Source organism: Sphingopyxis sp. JAI108, assembly GCF_013410105.1.
Classification (GTDB): domain Bacteria; phylum Pseudomonadota; class Alphaproteobacteria; order Sphingomonadales; family Sphingomonadaceae; genus Sphingopyxis; species Sphingopyxis chilensis.
In genome coordinates, this window is sequence record NZ_JACCCJ010000005.1 from 128,966 (window position 1) to 143,991 (window position 15,026).

The window sequence follows — 15,026 nt, forward strand, 5'->3', positions numbered from 1 at the left end:
CTCATTTCACGGTGCCGACGCGAACATCGAGCAGGATTTGCGGTGTCAGCTGATACTGAGGGGGAAGATGGGTGGTGAGGTCGCCGGCCGAGACGTGAAGCGAGCCGTCCTTTTCGAGCGGCGCTTGCGACCAGGGGCCCCAGTCGCCTGCGAGATTGAATGCGGGGCGTTTCTGGCCGCCCTCGACAATGGCAAGAGCGATGCCGTTCCAGTGCTTCTCGAAATCCTCGAGCGAATATTCGTTGAGGCCGAGCACCGAATCGCCGGTGAGCACCCGGTCGCCGCGAACGCCTTTGATCACGACGAAATGCTTGAATCCCTTGATGTCCATCAGGACGATGGTCGGGCGCTTCACCTGCTTCAATTGCTCGACGGTCAGGCGGAACCCTTCGGCGCGAAAGCCGCGCGAGGCGAGATAGGTCTTCATGTCGAGCATAGAGAAGCCGACCTTGCGGATCGCTTCGCGGTCGCCCTTTTCCCACATCGCGCGGAAAGGCATCGTTTCCGAAGTCGGCGCGCCATAGTGATAGGTGAGGAGGGTTGCGAGTGCGGCCGAGCCGCAACTGAAATCATAGCGCTGGCGGACGACCGATCGAAACGGAATGTCCCACCAGGTCATGACTTGGAGCTGATAATTGCCGCCCGTCTCGGGTCCGGTCAGCCGGACCTCGGCGGCGGCAGGTACCACAGCGAGAGCGCACAATACGCCCGCGATCAAGGCTCGCATGGGCAGCACGGCGATTTAATCGCCGAGGTTGATGGTCAGGTTCATACCGCTTTGGGCGCTGACCTGGGCGCCGGTGTTGATCAGCAGATTGCCGACGCCATTGAAATTGGACAGGGCGAAATCGCTGAGCGCGACCGACCCCGCGGTGTAATCGCCGTTGAGCACATTGCCCGCGACGAGCGATTCCATCGTCTGGTTGGTGATCACGAGCGATTGGCCGCCGCGTTGCGTGTCGAGTTCGTTGTCGTTCAGCATCGGCGATTTGCGTTCGGCGCGCGCCGGGATCGCGGGCGTCGCGACGCCCTCGGCAGCGACGAATTCTGCCACGACGGGCATCGCCACGTCGGGCGGGGGAAGTTGGGCCGATACCGGCACGGACAAGCCTGCCATAATCAGCAAAACCGGGACGATCGGGGGTCTCATGACGCGCTCCTAGAAAGCGATACGGGAAGAAATGGCCGGCCCGCCAGTGGTGCCGGGCCGGCCATCCGGGGGGACTGATCAGTCGCCGCCGCCGCCGCCGCCGGCGGCCGGGGCGCTGTCGCCGAAGCTGACAGTGCCGCTCGCCGCGATGTTGGTCGCGGCCTGGGTGTTGGCGTTGATGCCCGTGTTCCAGGCGGCGTTCAGGATGCCCGCATAAGCCGCAAAGGCATTGCCGCGCACCGAGTTGTTGCCGCTGTTGTAGCCGACAGCCGTTTCGGTGCCGTCTTCACCGTCCAGATCGACGACTTCGTCGAGGTTCTGGTTGGTGTTGTTCGCGCTGAGCGTCTGCGTCGCGACAACGAGGCTGTTGCCGTTGAACGAACCGTTGCCGTCATTGTCCTGGTCGTCGTCCGAGAAGGTATCGGCGGCATTGTCCTGGACGAACAGGTCGATCAGGTCGTTCACAACGACCGTATCGCTGTTGTTACCCGACGCACCGGTCGTGGTGTTGTCGTTGTCCTGGTTCTGTTGCGCCAGCGCGGGCGCTGCGGTTGCTGCAAGGGCCAGCGTCGAGACCGCAAGCATGACTTTCTTGATCATGACTTCTTCCTCTCAAAAATGGGGACGGCTCGCGATGCCGGATGGCATGGCTGATGCGGATCCTCCCCGACTCCGTCCGCATCGGTGCGAACAAGGCGATGATGCTCCGCCGCGGCATTTGCCGCTTTGCGAATTGGCAATGTCGGGGGTGGAGAATTACCCAGATGATAACAGTAGGAGGAATTGCGTGCAGTCGATTCCGCGCCGAATCCGCTGTTTTCAGGCGAGGTCCGCGCGCATTGTTATGCGCCCGGCGACATCGCGCGCCCACAATCGCGCACCGCCGCCTTCGCGAGTCAGGCAGAGGTCAAAGGGCGCACCGTCGATAAGCGGCGCTTCGGCGCGAAAGCGGAAGGCGCGGGGGGCAAAGCCGGCGCGCAGCGCATGATCGATCAGCAGCGTCGCGATCAGCGGGCCGTGGACAACGAGCCCGGCATAGCCCTCGACGCCCTCCGCATAATCGCGGTCGTAATGGATGCGGTGCGCGTTGAAGGTGAGCGCCGAATAGCGGAACAACAGCACCGGATCGGGCAGGACGCTGCGGACCGCGTCGGCGGGTTCCGTCTCGGCCGGGCCCGCGGGCGACGGTGCCGGGACAGGCGAGGCGGGCGCAGATTCGCGAAACACGATATCCTGCTCCTCGCGGATTGCTGCAACCCCGTCGGCGGTAATGTCGTGGCGCAGCGTCACGAAAAGCAGGTCGCCGCTCGTGCCGCGCTTGGGCTTGATCGCGTCGATCGTCGTGACGCGGGTCAGCGCGGCGTCGACGGGGATGGGGGACAGGAATTCGATGCGGCTGCCTGCCCACATGCGGCGGGGGAGCGGCACAGGCGGGAGCAGGCTCGTGCTGTCACGACACGGATGACCATCTTCGCCGATTACCGACTGGCGCGCGGTGGGCAGGAAATAGAGCCAGTGGCCGAGTGGGGGTACCTCGCCGGAAACCCACGGCGAGACGTCGTGATCGAGCAGCGCCGCAAGGCCCGCAACCGGCGCCGCGGTTGCAACATCTTCGCGCGTTTCGCTGCGGCCGACCCAGGCGGAATAATCGTCCATCAGAAACTCTTGGGCAGGCCGAGCGCGTGGGTCGCGACATGGCTCAGGATCAAATTCGTGCTGATCGGCGCGACCTGATAGAGCCGCGTCTCGCGAAACTTGCGCTCGATGTCGTATTCCTCGGCAAATCCGAAGCCGCCGTGCGTCTGGACACACATATCGGCGGCGTACCAGCTCGCTTCGGACGCCAGCATCTTGGCCATATTCGCCTCGGTCCCGCTATCCTCCCCGGCGTCGAACAGCCGCGCGGCCTTGTCGACCATTTCGGCGGCGGCGGCGATCTGGACATAGGCGCGCGCGATCGGGAACTGGACGCCCTGATTCTCGCCGATCGCGCGGCCGAAGACCTCGCGGTCCTTGGCATAGGCGGTTGCGCGGTCGATGAAGAAGCGGCCGTCGCCGATGCATTCGGACGCGATCAGGATGCGCTCGGCGTTCATGCCCGAGAGGATATAGCGAAAGCCCTTGCCCTCCTCGCCGATCAGGTTGGCGGCGGGAACTTCGAGGTCGTCGAAGAACAGCTCGGTCGTCGCATGGTTGAGCATCGTGCGCACGGGGCGGATGGTGAGGCCCTTGCCCACCGCGTCGCGCATGTCGACGAGGAGGACGCTCATTCCGTCGGACGGCTTGGCGCATTCGTCACGCGGCGTGGTGCGGCAGAGGAGGATCATCAGGTCCGAATGTTCGGCGCGGCTGATCCAGATTTTCTGGCCGTTGACGATATATTTGTCGCCGACCCTTTTGGCGAAGGTGCGGATGCGCGTGGTGTCGGTGCCCGCGGTCGGCTCGGTCACGCCAAAGGCCTGGAGGCGGAGTTCGCCGCTGGCTATTGCGGGCAGATAGGCCTGCTTCTGCGCTTCCGACCCGTGCTTGAGCAGCGTGCCCATCGTGTACATTTGCGCATGGCAGGCGCCGCCGTTGCCCCCCGACCGGTGGATTTCCTCGAGCACCGCAGTAGCCGCGCCAAGGCCGAGGCCCGAGCCGCCATAGTCTTCGGGGATCAGGACCGAGAGGAAGCCCGCTTCGGTCAGCCTGCGCACAAACTCGGTCGGATAGATGCGGTCGCGGTCGAGCCTTTGCCAATATCCGCCGGGAAAATCGGCGCAGAGGCGGCGCACCGCCTCACGGATTTCGGGGTAGCTCTGCGGCTGGACTTCGGACATCGGCGTTCGGCTCTCCCCAGAAGGATGGGGAGAGCCTTAGAATACGAAGCTGTTTCGGCGCAACTGAAACAAGCGTCAGATGCTCGGCAAGTCGAGGCCCTTTTCGCGCGCGCAGTCGATCGCGACGTCATAGCCCGCGTCGGCATGGCGCATCACGCCGGTGCCGGGGTCGTTCCACAGCACACGCTCGAGCCGCTTCGCCGCTTCGGGCGTACCGTCGGCGACGATCACCATACCGCTATGCTGCGAATAGCCCATGCCGACGCCGCCGCCATGATGGAGCGATATCCAGGTCGCGCCCGACGCCGTGTTGAGCAGCGCATTGAGCAGCGGCCAGTCGGAGACGGCATCGCTGCCGTCGCGCATCGCCTCGGTCTCGCGGTTGGGGCTGGCCACCGAGCCTGAATCGAGATGGTCGCGGCCGATCACGACGGGAGCTTTCAATTCGCCCGACGCCACCATCTCGTTGAAGGCGAGCCCCAGCCGGTGGCGGTCGCCGAGTCCGACCCAGCAGATGCGTGCGGGCAGCCCCTGGAACCGGATTTTGTCGCGCGCCATGTCGAGCCAGTTGTGCAGATGCGCGTTGTCGGGGAGAAGCTCCTTCACCTTGGCGTCGGTCTTGTAGATATCCTCGGGATCGCCCGAGAGTGCTACCCAACGGAAGGGGCCGATGCCGCGGCAGAAGAGCGGGCGGACATAGGCGGGAACGAAGCCAGGGAAGTCGAAGGCATTTTCGACACCCTCGTCCTTCGCCATCTGGCGGATATTGTTGCCATAGTCGGTCGTCGGGACCCCCGCGGCCTGAAAGTCGAGCATGGCCCTTACATGCACCGCCATCGACGCCTTCGCGGCCTTTGCGACGGCTGCAGGATCGCTCTCGCGCTTCGTGAACCACTCGTCGAGCGTCCAGCCGGCGGGGAGGTATCCGTTGACCGGATCGTGCGCCGAGGTCTGGTCGGTGAGCAGGTCGGGGCGCATGCCGCGGCGGACCATCTCGGGCAGGATTTCGGCGGCGTTGCCAAGCAGACCGACCGACACGGGCTTGCCCTCGGCGTGGGCTTCCTCGATCATTGCCAACGCTTCGTCGATGCTCGCCGCCTGCTTGTCGAGATAGCCGGTGCGCAGGCGCATCTCGATGCGGCTCGGCTGGCATTCGATCGCGAGGCACGACGCGCCCGCCATCACCGCCGCGAGCGGCTGCGCGCCGCCCATGCCGCCGAGCCCCGCCGTGAGCAACCAGCGGCCAGACAGGTCGCCGCCATAATGCTGGCGTCCCATCTCGACGAAGGTTTCGTAAGTGCCCTGAACGATGCCCTGGCTGCCGATATAGATCCAGCTGCCCGCGGTCATCTGACCGTACATCATCAGGCCCTTTTTATCGAGCTCGTGGAAATGATCCCAGTTCGCCCATTCGGGGACGAGGTTCGAATTGGCGAGCAGCACGCGCGGCGCGTCGCTATGGGTGCGGAACACGCCCACCGGCTTACCCGACTGGATGAGCAAAGTCTCGTCGCCATCGAGCCGCTTCAGCGTCTCGACGATCCGGTCATAGCTTTCCCAGTCGCGCGCGGCGCGGCCGATGCCGCCATAGACGACGAGTTCGTGCGGCGCCTCGGCGACGTCGGGATGGAGGTTGTTCATCAGCATCCGCATCGGCGCTTCGGTGAGCCAGCTCTTTGCCGTGATGTCGGGGCCAGTCGCCGGGCGGATCACGCGGCTGTTGTCCAACCTCGGATTAAGGGGGCGGGTCATGTTCGTCCTTTCGCAAAATCGAGGGTCGCGGCGATCACTTGCTCCAGCACGGGCCGGATCGCGGGGTTGGGGTCGAGGGGGGAGGGCCAGTTGGCGTGGGTGATCGGTTCGGGCTCGGCCATGTAACCGCGCTGCGCGAGTTCCATCTGGATCGCGTGGATGCCATCATCGGGGCGGCCGTAGTGGCGCGTCGTCCAGCCGCCCTTGAAGCGGCCGTTGACGACATGGCTGCGACCGCTCGCCGCACAGATGTTGGCGACGATGGTCTCGAGCTCGGGAGCTGAGGTGGCGCCACCGTTGGTGCCGATGTTGAATTGGGGCAGTTCGCCTTCGAACAGGCGCGGGACGTGGCTGCGGATCGAGTGCGCGTCGTAGAGGACGACCTTGCCGTGCGCGGCTTTCAGGCGGTCGAGTTCCGCTGTCAGGACTTCATGATAGGGGCGATGATAGAGGTTGAGCCGCTGGGTGATCGCCGCTTCGTCGGGCTGGTCGAAGCGATAGAGCGGTTTGCCGTCGAAGGTCGTTGTCGGGCACAGCTCGGTCGTCGCCTGCCCGGGGTAGAGCGACGCACCCGAGGGATCGCGGTTCATGTCGATCACGCTGCGCGAAATATCGGTCGCGACCAGTGTCGCGCCCAGATCGGCGGCAAAGGCGTAAAGCTCGGCGATCCACCAGTCGGTGTCGATCTGCGCATGCCAGGGTGACACGAACTCCTCGTCGAGCCCCGCGAGATCGGTTCCGCCATGCGGGAAGGCGATGACAAGCGGCGCGTCGCCGCGATGGACGCGCAGCCAGTCCATCAGCCGAGGCCCGGCAGGCTGGCGGGCACCGCGGCGACGAGGCTGCCCGATCGGACCAGCGCGGTCGCGGCCTCCATGTCGGGGTGGAAATGGCGGTCGTCTTCGAGCGTCGGGACTTCGGCGCGGAGATGCTGGTGCGCGGCTTCGATCGCGTCACTCGATTTGAGCGGGGCGTGGAAGTCGATCCCCTGGCACGCCGCGAGCAGTTCGATGCCGATCACCGCACTGGTGTTGTCGGCCATGTCGAGCAGGCGGCGCGCACCGTGCGCGGCCATCGAAACATGGTCCTCCTGGTTCGCCGAAGTCGGTATCGAGTCGACGCTCGCGGGATAGGCGCGCTGCTTGTTCTCGCTGACGAGCGCCGCGGCGGTGACCTGCGGGATCATGAAGCCCGAATTGAGGCCGGGACGCGGGGTGAGGAAGGCGGGCAGGCCCGACAGCGCGGGGTCGACGAGCATCGCGATGCGGCGTTCGGCGATCGAGCCGATCTCGCACAGCGCCATCGCGATCATGTCGGCGGCGAAGGCGACGGGCTCGGCGTGGAAATTGCCGCCCGACAGCGCTTCGTCCCCAAACGGACCAGCGCCGGCGAAGATCAGCGGGTTGTCGGAGACGCCGTTCGCCTCGATGCGCAGCGTCGTTGCCGCTTGACGTAACAGGTCGAGCACGGCGCCCATCACCTGCGGCTGGCAGCGGAGGCAATAGGGGTCTTGCACGCGCGGATCGTCGATGGCGTGCGAGGCGCGGATCGCCGATCCCGCCATCAGGGTGCGCAGTGCATCGCCGACCTCGCGCTGGCCGGCATGGCCGCGCAATGCGTGGATGCGCGCGTCGAACGGCGAGTCGGAGCCCTTGGCGGCCTCGGTCGACAGCGCGCCGGTGATCAGCGCCGAGTGGAAGATGGTTTCGGCGCGGAACAGCCCCGCGAGCGCGTTGGCGGTCGAAAATTGCGTGCCGTTGAGGAGCGCGAGGCCTTCCTTTGGGCCAAGGTCGAGCGGCGCGAGGCCGGCCTTCGCCAGCGCGTCGGCCGCAGCGACGCGTTCGCCCGCGACCTCGATCTCGCCGACGCCGATCATCGCCGTGGCCATGTGCGACAGCGGCGCAAGATCGCCGCTCGCACCGACCGAGCCCTGCGACGGCACAACGGGGGTCAGCCCCTTCGCCAGCATCGCCTCAAGCATCGCCACCGTTTCGCGCCGCACCCCCGATGCGCCGACGCCAAAGCTCGCGAGCTTCAATGCCATCATCAGCCGAACGACAGGGGTAGGGGAGGAAGCACCGGTGCCCGCAGCATGGCTGAGCACGATGTTGCGCTGGAGCGTCGCCAGATCGTCGCTCGCGATGCGCACGCTCGCCAGCTTTCCAAAGCCGGTGTTGATGCCATAGACCGGATCGCCCTTGGCAACGATGCGTGCCACCGCGGCGGCGCTCGCATCGATCGCATCCCACGCCTCGGCATTGAGCGCCGCGCTCGCGCCTTCATAGATGGCACGCCAGTCGGCGAGCGTCATCGCGCCGGGGGTGATGATCATTGTCCGTCCTTGATACGTTGGTGCAGTGGGTTGAAGCCGATACGGTAAACCAGCTCGGCGGGGTCAGTGACGTCCCAGATCGCCAGGTCGCAGGCCTTTCCCGCTTCGAGCGTTCCGATTTCAGCAGCGAGTCCGAGCGCGGCGGCGGCGTTGACCGTCACCCCGCGCAACGCCTCGACCACCGTCAGCCCGAACAAGGTCGCGCCCATGTTGAGCATCAGCAGCAGCGAGGTCGTCGGCGAGGTGCCGGGATTGTTGTCGGTCGCCAGCGCGATCCGCACGCCGTGGCGGCGCATCGCTGCGATCGGCGGCAATTGGGTCTCGCGCATGAAATAATAGGCACCGGGCAGCAGCACCGCGACCGTACCGGCTACCGCCATGGCGCCAATATCGTCGTCGGTGGCATGTTCGAGATGATCGGCCGACAGCGCGCCGAACTTTGCGGCGAGCGCGCTGCCGTGGAGCGCCGACAATTGTTCGGCGTGGAGCTTGACCGCAAGGCCGTGCGCCTTTGCCGCTTCGATCACGCGCTCGCATTGCGCCGGCGAAAAGCCGATGCCTTCGCAGAACGCATCGACCGCGGTGGCGAGCGATGCGGCGGCCGGCATCATCTCGCCCACCACGAGGTCGATATAGGCGTCGCTGTCGCCTTTATATTCTGGGGGCAGCGCGTGCGCGCCGAGGAAGGTCGGCTCGATGCGGATCGCCCGGCGCCGGCCCAAGGCGCGCGCCGCGCGCAGCATCTGCAATTCATCGGCGGTCGAAAGGCCATAACCCGACTTGATTTCGATTGTCGTGACGCCCTCGGCGATCAGCGCATCTAGGCGGGGCAGGGCGCTTTCGACGAGGTCGTCTTCGCTCGCCTCACGCGTCGCGCGCATCGTCGAGACGATGCCGCCGCCGGCGCGGGCAATCTCCTCATAAGTCGCACCCTCGAGCCGCATCGCCCATTCGTTCGCGCGGTTGCCGCCGTGGACCAGGTGCGTGTGGCAGTCGATCAGGCCGGGTGTGATCAGCCGACCCTGGCAGTCATGGATATGGGCTTCGCTCGTCGGCGCGCCGCCCGCCGGCCCCGCATAGACGATCCGGCCGTCCTTCGCGGCGATCACGCCGTCGTCAATCAAGCCGAGCTCGTCATCGGCCATCGTCGCGATTCGGGCGTTCGTCCAGCGTTGCTCCATCTGGACAGTCTCGCGCCGATGCGCCATTATGTCTAGACATAATATGAGGACAGATGATGGCTTCGCTCTGGTTCGAACGCGCGTGGATCGGCAATCGCTGGGAAAGGGGCGTGCGGCTGCGCATCGCCGACGGCCGGATCGCCGCGGTAGAAATCGGCGTTGCGCAAGAAGCCGGGGATGAGCGCCACCGCGCCGGCCTGCCGGGCCTCTGCAATGTCCACAGCCACGGCTTCCAGCGCGGCATGGCGGGGCTGTCCGAGCGCCGCAGCCGGCCCGACGATAATTTCTGGAGCTGGCGCGAGATCATGTACCGCTTCCTCGACCGGCTGACGCCCGACGATGTAGCGGCGATTACCGCGCAGGCCTATGCCGAGATGCTCGAGACGGGTTTTACGCGTGTCGGCGAATTTCATTACCTGCACCGTGATCCGGTGGGCGCTGCTTATGCCGATCCCGCCGAAATGGCTGGCGCCGTGGCGCGGGCGAGCGCGACAACCGGAATCGGGCTGACGCTGCTGCCCGTCTTTTATGCGCACGGCAATTTCGGCGCGGCCTCGCCGAGCCCTGGGCAGCGTCGCTTTCTCAGCAATATCGACAGCTTCGCCGCGTTGCTCGACGCCTCCCGGTCCAAGCTGGCGGGCGACGCCAATATGGGCATTGCGCCGCACTCGCTGCGCGCGGTAACGCCTGAGGAGCTTGCGGCGCTCATCAAAATGTCGCCGGCGGGCCCGGTGCATATCCACGCCGCCGAACAGGTGAAGGAGGTCGCGGACTGCGTCGACTGGAGCGGCGCGCGGCCGGTCGAATGGCTGCTCGATAACGCCGGGGTCGACGAGCGCTGGTGCCTGATCCATTCGACGCACCTTGAGGAGAGCGAAGTCCAGCGCCTCGCCGCGAGCGGCGCGGTCGCCGGACTGTGTCCGATCACGGAAGGCAATCTGGGCGATGGTATCTTCCCGGCGGTCGATTATCTCGCCGCGGGCGGACGCTTTGGGGTTGGGACCGACAGCAATATCCTGGTCGATGCGGCACAGGAACTGCGCGCACTCGAATATTCGCAGCGCCTTGCGCAGCGCGCCCGCGCGTTGCTGGCGAGCGAAGAGGCGCCGTTCGTCGGCGCCAACCTGTTTGCGCGCGCGCTCGACGGTGGCGCGCAGGCGCTTGGTGTTCCGGCCGGGCTGGCTGTCGGTCATGCCGCCGATATCGTCACGCTCGACTTCGATCACCCGTCCTTCGCGGGCGCCGACGATGCGACGCTGCTCGATCGCTGGATTTTTGCGGCGCGCACGGGCGCGATCGACGGCGTTTGGCGCGCGGGCGTGAAGCGGGTGGAGAATGGGCGTCATGTCGATGCCGAGGCGATTGCTGCTGCCTATCGCACCTGCATCGCGCGGCTGCTTGCATGAACCTCGCGCGGCGCATCCGCGACGAGATCGCCGGCGCGATCCGCTCGGGCGAATGGCGTCCCGGCGATCGCGTGCCGACCGAACAGGAACTCGCCGTGCGCTACGCTTGCGCGCGCGCGACGGTGAGCAAGGCGCTCGGCGAGCTCGCCGCGTCGGGCCTTGTCGAGCGGCGGCGCAAGGCGGGCACTTTCGTCGCGCATCCTCCCGTTCATTCGGCGGTGATGGCGGTTCCCGATCTTGCCGAACTGATCGCCGCGCGCGGTGAGGCCTATCGCTGGATATTGTCCTCGAGCGAAGCCGAAGATGCGGGTGAGGCGCCATGCCCGGGCCGGGTGCTGCGGATCGAAGGCGTGCATATGGCAGGCGGCGAGCCGTTCGCGATCGAAGGCCGTTCGATCGCGCTTGATGAGGTCCCCGAGGCGGGCGAAGCCGATTTCACGAAAGAGGCGCCGGGAACGTGGCTGCTGGGCCATATCCCGTGGACGCAGGCACGCCATGTCATCCGCGCGGTGACGCCGACGCGAAAGGAGGCGGGCCTGTTGGGGGTGAATGCCAGCACCGCCTGCCTCGAACTCGATCGCACGACCTGGCGCGCGGGGCGCGTCGTCACCCACGTCCGGCAATTGTTTCGCGGTGATCGCTTCGATCTGGTCGCGGAGTTCGACGCCGGGCCGTGAGACCGGGCCAACGGCCCTTGACGCGCGCGCCGATGGCGTCCAGCCCCGGCCCGACAGCCGCGTGCGCGGCGCGAGGGGAGAAAAGGATGACCCGTTCGACGCTGTTTCCGGTCCTGGGCGCCGCCGCGCTGATCGGACTCGTGTCGGCGTGCGGCGATGGCGACGCGGGCACGGACAAAATGGTCGCCGCGACCCCGCGCAAATGCCCCGCGATCGCCGACACGCCGGTGAAGCTCGCGGGCGGGACTTTCGAAATGGGCGAGGACGATGTCTATGCCGAGGAAGGCCCGGTCCGCGAAACCAGCGTATCGGGTTTCTGGATCGACCCGCACGAGGTCACCAATCGCCAGTTCGCCGAATTCGTGGCAGCTACCGGCTATGTCACCGTCGCCGAAAAGCCTGTCGATCCCAAGCAGTTCCAGGTGCCCGCCGACCAGATTCCGCCCGATATGCTGAAAGCAGGCTCGGCGGTGTTCACGCCGCCCGATTTCCCGTCGAACAATTACGCCGACTGGTGGAAATATGTGCCCGGCGCGAACTGGAAAAAACCTTATGGTCCGACGGGCCCCGACCATGTGCCGAACGAGCCTGTCGTCCATCTCGCTTGGGACGATATGGTCGCCTACGCCAAATGGGCGGGCGGGCGCATTCCGACCGAGGCCGAATGGGAATATGCAGCGAGCGCGGGCAAACGGTCGAGGAATGTCCAGCCCGCCGAAGCAAACAGCTGGCAGGGCGCCTTTCCCAACTACAATGCCGAAAGCGACGGGTTCAAAGGCGTCGCGCCGGTCGGCTGCTATCAACCCAACGCCAACGGGCTTTACGATATGGTCGGCAATGTCTGGGAGGTTACATCCGATTTCTTCCGGCCGGGGCATGATCCCGCCGACACGGACAATCCCAAGGGGCCTGGCGAAAACAACGCCTATGATCCGCTCAACCCCGGTATGCCGTCGCGCACGGTGAAGGGCGGCAGCTATCTGTGTGCTCCCAATTATTGCCAGCGCTATCGTCCCGCCTCGCGACAGGGTCGTGATCCGGGATTGGGGACCAGCAATGTCGGCTTTCGCCTCGCCTATGACAGCGCGCCCGCCGGTTGATCCCGGGCACCGGTGACGCGCGTCATCGCAAGCAGCGCAAGCAGCAATGTCACCGCGGCGAATGCCATCGTGTAAATGGGTTCGCCCGGAAACAGGGCCTGCATGATCGAACCCATCACCGTCGCGACGAGCAATTGGGGCAGCACGACGAACATGTTGAAGAGGCCCATATAGATGCCGAGCTTCGCCTGCGGCAGGCTCGACGCGAGGATCGCATAGGGCATGGCGAGCACCGACGCCCAGAAGATGCCGATGAAGACCTCGCTCGCGATCAGTTGCGCCGGGTCGCGCAGCAGAAAGAAGCTCGCATAGCCGACCGCGCCGCAGGCGAGCCCGATCATATGCGTTCGCGCCTGCCCGAAGCGGCGCGAAAGCCAGGGAAGCAATGTCAGCGCGGCGATGGCGGCGACGCCGTTATAGATGGCGAACAGCTCGCCGACCCAGTTGCTCGCATCCTGATAGGCGGCGCTCGCGGCGTCGGTCGCGCCATAATGATATTGCGCGACGATCGGCGTGGTGTTGATCCACATGATGAACAGCGCCGACCAGCTGAAGAATTGCACGAGCGCGAGCCGTTTCATCAGCGTCGGCATGCCGGCAAAATCGCCGACAATGCTCGATAGCATGTTGCGGTCGTTTCCGCGGCGCGCCAGCATGATCGCCAGCGCGCTCGCGAGGCCATATCCTGCAAGCAGCGCGCCGAGCAGCAACACTTCGCGCAGCAGCGCGAACCGGACCTGGACGAAAGCGACGGCGATCCCCGCAATGACCCAGCCGATGCTGGCGGCATAGCTGCGCGAAGCGAGCGTGGGGAGGACGGGCGCGTTGACGGCGGCCGGTGGTTCGAAGGCCGCCATCTCCTCGGGGCTGTATTCGCCCGTCGAGACGACGGTCCACAGCACCGCGAGGAACAGCGCGAGCCCCCCGAACCAGAAGGCATAGCGCACCGTGTCGGGGATTTGCCCCGGCGGCGCGACATTGGCGACGCCCAACGCTTCCATCAGGCTGGGAAAGAGCGAGCCGACGACCGCGCCGGCACCGATGAAGGCCGTCTGCACGGCGTAACCCACGCTATGCTGGTCCTTGCCCAGCATGTCTCCGACGAAGGCGCGAAAGGGCTCCATCGAGACGTTGAGCGAGGCGTCGAGGATCCACAGCATCATCGCCGCGAACCAGATCGCCGGGCTTTCGGGCATGACGAACAGCGCGATCGCGGCAAGGATCGCGCCGGCGAGAAAATAAGGACGACGGCGCCCGAGCCGACCGAGCCAGGTCCGGTCGCTCATATGGCCGATGACCGGCTGGACCAGCAGCCCGGTCAGCGGCGCGGCGATCCACAGGCCGGGGAGTTTCTCGATATCTTCGCCCAGCGACTGGAAGATGCGGCTCATATTCGCATTCTGCAGCGCGAAGCCGATCTGGATGCCGAAAAAGCCGAAGCTGATATTCCACAGGCCGGCGAAACCCTGCCGCGGCTTGTCCATCGCGTCTCTCCCCATCGGGCCGCTCGGCGGCTCTCGCCTGCAAAGCTGTTGCAGCGTGGGCGGGGGAGGGCAAGCATGTCGAGCATAGGTATACGAATACGTAGAGCGGCTGGTTTGGGCCGGAAGCGGCCATCCTCCTGGTCGGTAGCCGGGGACCGTCCGGCCGCCACCGCCAGCCGTCTTTCCCCTTCAATCCAGCCCCGCCATCCGCATCCGCGTTTCCATCGCCGCGACGAACGATCTCACCGACGGCAAGCCCGCGCGCGATGGCTCGAACAACAGGTGGACCGGCAGCGGCGGCGGCGCTTCGTCCGCCAGCAACGAAATCAGCCGCCCCGCATCCACCGCCTCGGCGAGCTGGTAGGAGAGGAGGTTCGCGATCCCGAGCCCTGCCTCGGCCGCCGCGAGCGTCCCGTCGACACTGTTGACGACGAGCCGCGGCGGCGCGTCGAGCCGCCATCGCCGCGATGCGAACTGCCATTCGGTCGTCCAGCGCGGCCCCATCGTTCCGATCAGCTCATGGCCCGCCAATTGCTCGATTGTCGCCGGCGCCCCGCGGCGCGCCAGATAGGCGGGGCTGGCGACGAGCATCTGGCGCACCCAGCCGATCCGCTTTGCCTTCAGCGTCGAATCGGCGAGCGGCCCGATCCGCACCGCGACGTCGATCCCCTCCTCGACGATCCGCACATTGCGGTCGATCAGCATCATCCGCACCCCAAGATCGCGGTGCTGCGCCATCAGCGCGCCGACCACCGGCAGCACATGCAACCGCCCGAACATCACCGGAGCGGTCAGGTGGAGGTGCCCGCGCGGTTCGGCTTCGGCACCGCGCAACTCGCGCTCGGCGTCCGCCAGCTCGGCGAGAATGCGCCGCGCCTGCTCCAGAAAGGCCGCGCCCGGATCGGTCAGCGCGACCGCGCGGGTCGAGCGGTAGAACAGCCGCGTCCCGAGCCGCGCCTCGAGCGCTGCGATACCGCGCGTTACTGCGGGCGGGGAGCTGCCGAGCTTGCGCGCCGCGGCGGCAAAGCCGCCCTCGCTCGCGACCGCGACAAACATTTCGAGGGTAGTGAGCCGGTCCAAGATTATTCCACTTACCGGAATTAATTTGTTCGATCTTTGCTGATT

General features: G+C 66.1%; 14 protein-coding genes. 3 read left to right on the forward strand and 11 right to left on the reverse strand.

Annotated features, from left to right (window positions below; translation table 11 throughout):
- Window position 1 precedes the first annotated feature (1 nt).
- From HDC29_RS18275 to hutI, 9 genes are all read right to left on the reverse strand, one after another.
- Entirely contained in the window at window positions 2-688 is a 687-nt protein-coding gene (locus tag HDC29_RS18275) for a C39 family peptidase (protein WP_179499718.1), read from the reverse strand.
- Window positions 689-742: 54 nt separating this feature from the next.
- Complete coding sequence (locus tag HDC29_RS18280) at window positions 743-1,150, reverse strand: hypothetical protein (RefSeq protein ID WP_179499719.1); 408 nt, start codon at window positions 1,148-1,150, stop codon at window positions 743-745.
- A gap of 78 nt (window positions 1,151-1,228) precedes the next feature.
- The gene (locus HDC29_RS18285) at window positions 1,229-1,750 is read right to left on the reverse strand and encodes a hypothetical protein (protein ID WP_179499720.1); all 522 of its coding nucleotides are present in this window, start codon (window positions 1,748-1,750) and stop codon (window positions 1,229-1,231) included.
- Window positions 1,751-1,969: 219 nt separating this feature from the next.
- On the reverse strand, window positions 1,970-2,806 hold the full coding sequence (locus tag HDC29_RS18290; RefSeq protein WP_179499721.1) for a MaoC family dehydratase N-terminal domain-containing protein: 837 nt from the start codon (window positions 2,804-2,806) through the stop codon (window positions 1,970-1,972).
- Window positions 2,806-3,969 carry an acyl-CoA dehydrogenase family protein gene (locus HDC29_RS18295; protein ID WP_179499722.1) on the reverse strand — a complete coding sequence of 388 codons (1,164 nt, stop codon included), beginning with the start codon at window positions 3,967-3,969 and terminating at the stop codon, window positions 2,806-2,808. The genes HDC29_RS18290 and HDC29_RS18295 overlap by 1 nt, the downstream gene beginning before the upstream one ends.
- A 75-nt stretch (window positions 3,970-4,044) precedes the next feature.
- Window positions 4,045-5,721: a urocanate hydratase gene (gene hutU / locus HDC29_RS18300; protein ID WP_179499723.1), complete on the reverse strand. Its 1,677-nt coding sequence runs from the start codon at window positions 5,719-5,721 to the stop codon at window positions 4,045-4,047.
- Complete coding sequence (hutG, locus tag HDC29_RS18305) at window positions 5,718-6,521, reverse strand: N-formylglutamate deformylase (RefSeq protein WP_179499724.1); 804 nt, start codon at window positions 6,519-6,521, stop codon at window positions 5,718-5,720. Before hutG ends, hutU begins: the two co-directional genes overlap by 4 nt.
- Window positions 6,521-8,053, reverse strand: a complete 1,533-nt coding sequence (gene hutH / locus HDC29_RS18310; protein ID WP_179499725.1) for a histidine ammonia-lyase — start codon at window positions 8,051-8,053, stop codon at window positions 6,521-6,523. Before hutH ends, hutG begins: the two co-directional genes overlap by 1 nt.
- Complete coding sequence (gene hutI / locus HDC29_RS18315) at window positions 8,050-9,261, reverse strand: imidazolonepropionase (RefSeq protein ID WP_179499726.1); 1,212 nt, start codon at window positions 9,259-9,261, stop codon at window positions 8,050-8,052. The genes hutH and hutI overlap by 4 nt, the downstream gene beginning before the upstream one ends.
- 29 nt (window positions 9,262-9,290) lie before the next feature.
- Between hutI and HDC29_RS18320 the strand changes: the two genes are divergently transcribed.
- From HDC29_RS18320 to HDC29_RS18330, 3 genes are all read left to right on the forward strand, one after another.
- Complete coding sequence (locus HDC29_RS18320; protein WP_179499778.1) at window positions 9,291-10,640, forward strand: formimidoylglutamate deiminase; 1,350 nt, start codon at window positions 9,291-9,293, stop codon at window positions 10,638-10,640.
- Window positions 10,637-11,317 (forward strand): UTRA domain-containing protein, encoded by a 681-nt coding sequence (locus HDC29_RS18325; RefSeq protein ID WP_179499727.1) that lies wholly within the window; start codon window positions 10,637-10,639, stop codon window positions 11,315-11,317. Before HDC29_RS18320 ends, HDC29_RS18325 begins: the two co-directional genes overlap by 4 nt.
- Window positions 11,318-11,403: 86 nt before the next feature.
- The gene (locus HDC29_RS18330) at window positions 11,404-12,417 is read left to right on the forward strand and encodes a formylglycine-generating enzyme family protein (protein WP_218844759.1); all 1,014 of its coding nucleotides are present in this window, start codon (window positions 11,404-11,406) and stop codon (window positions 12,415-12,417) included.
- On the opposite strand, the gene HDC29_RS18335 is transcribed toward HDC29_RS18330, so the two are convergent.
- A complete protein-coding gene (locus HDC29_RS18335; protein WP_179499728.1) occupies window positions 12,393-13,901 on the reverse strand; it encodes an MFS transporter in 1,509 nt (502 codons plus the stop codon). The two genes, HDC29_RS18330 and HDC29_RS18335, sit on opposite strands and share 25 nt — an antisense overlap.
- A gap of 189 nt (window positions 13,902-14,090) precedes the next feature.
- On the reverse strand, window positions 14,091-14,981 hold the full coding sequence (locus tag HDC29_RS18340; protein WP_179499729.1) for a LysR family transcriptional regulator: 891 nt from the start codon (window positions 14,979-14,981) through the stop codon (window positions 14,091-14,093).
- Window positions 14,982-15,026 lie beyond the last annotated feature (45 nt).

Coding starts and splice junctions, on each gene's coding strand:
- hutI (WP_179499726.1), bottom strand. CDS start 9,261: ATGGCGCATCGGCGCGAGACTGTCCAGATGGAGCAACGCTGGACGAAC.
- HDC29_RS18335 (WP_179499728.1), bottom strand. CDS start 13,901: ATGGACAAGCCGCGGCAGGGTTTCGCCGGCCTGTGGAATATCAGCTTC.
- HDC29_RS18320 (WP_179499778.1), top strand. CDS start 9,291: ATGGCTTCGCTCTGGTTCGAACGCGCGTGGATCGGCAATCGCTGGGAA.
- HDC29_RS18280 (WP_179499719.1), bottom strand. CDS start 1,150: ATGAGACCCCCGATCGTCCCGGTTTTGCTGATTATGGCAGGCTTGTCC.
- hutU (WP_179499723.1), bottom strand. CDS start 5,721: ATGACCCGCCCCCTTAATCCGAGGTTGGACAACAGCCGCGTGATCCGC.
- hutG (WP_179499724.1), bottom strand. CDS start 6,521: ATGGACTGGCTGCGCGTCCATCGCGGCGACGCGCCGCTTGTCATCGCC.
- HDC29_RS18290 (WP_179499721.1), bottom strand. CDS start 2,806: ATGGACGATTATTCCGCCTGGGTCGGCCGCAGCGAAACGCGCGAAGAT.
- hutH (WP_179499725.1), bottom strand. CDS start 8,053: ATGATCATCACCCCCGGCGCGATGACGCTCGCCGACTGGCGTGCCATC.
- HDC29_RS18325 (WP_179499727.1), top strand. CDS start 10,637: ATGAACCTCGCGCGGCGCATCCGCGACGAGATCGCCGGCGCGATCCGC.
- HDC29_RS18330 (WP_218844759.1), top strand. CDS start 11,404: ATGACCCGTTCGACGCTGTTTCCGGTCCTGGGCGCCGCCGCGCTGATC.
- HDC29_RS18285 (WP_179499720.1), bottom strand. CDS start 1,750: ATGATCAAGAAAGTCATGCTTGCGGTCTCGACGCTGGCCCTTGCAGCA.
- HDC29_RS18295 (WP_179499722.1), bottom strand. CDS start 3,969: ATGTCCGAAGTCCAGCCGCAGAGCTACCCCGAAATCCGTGAGGCGGTG.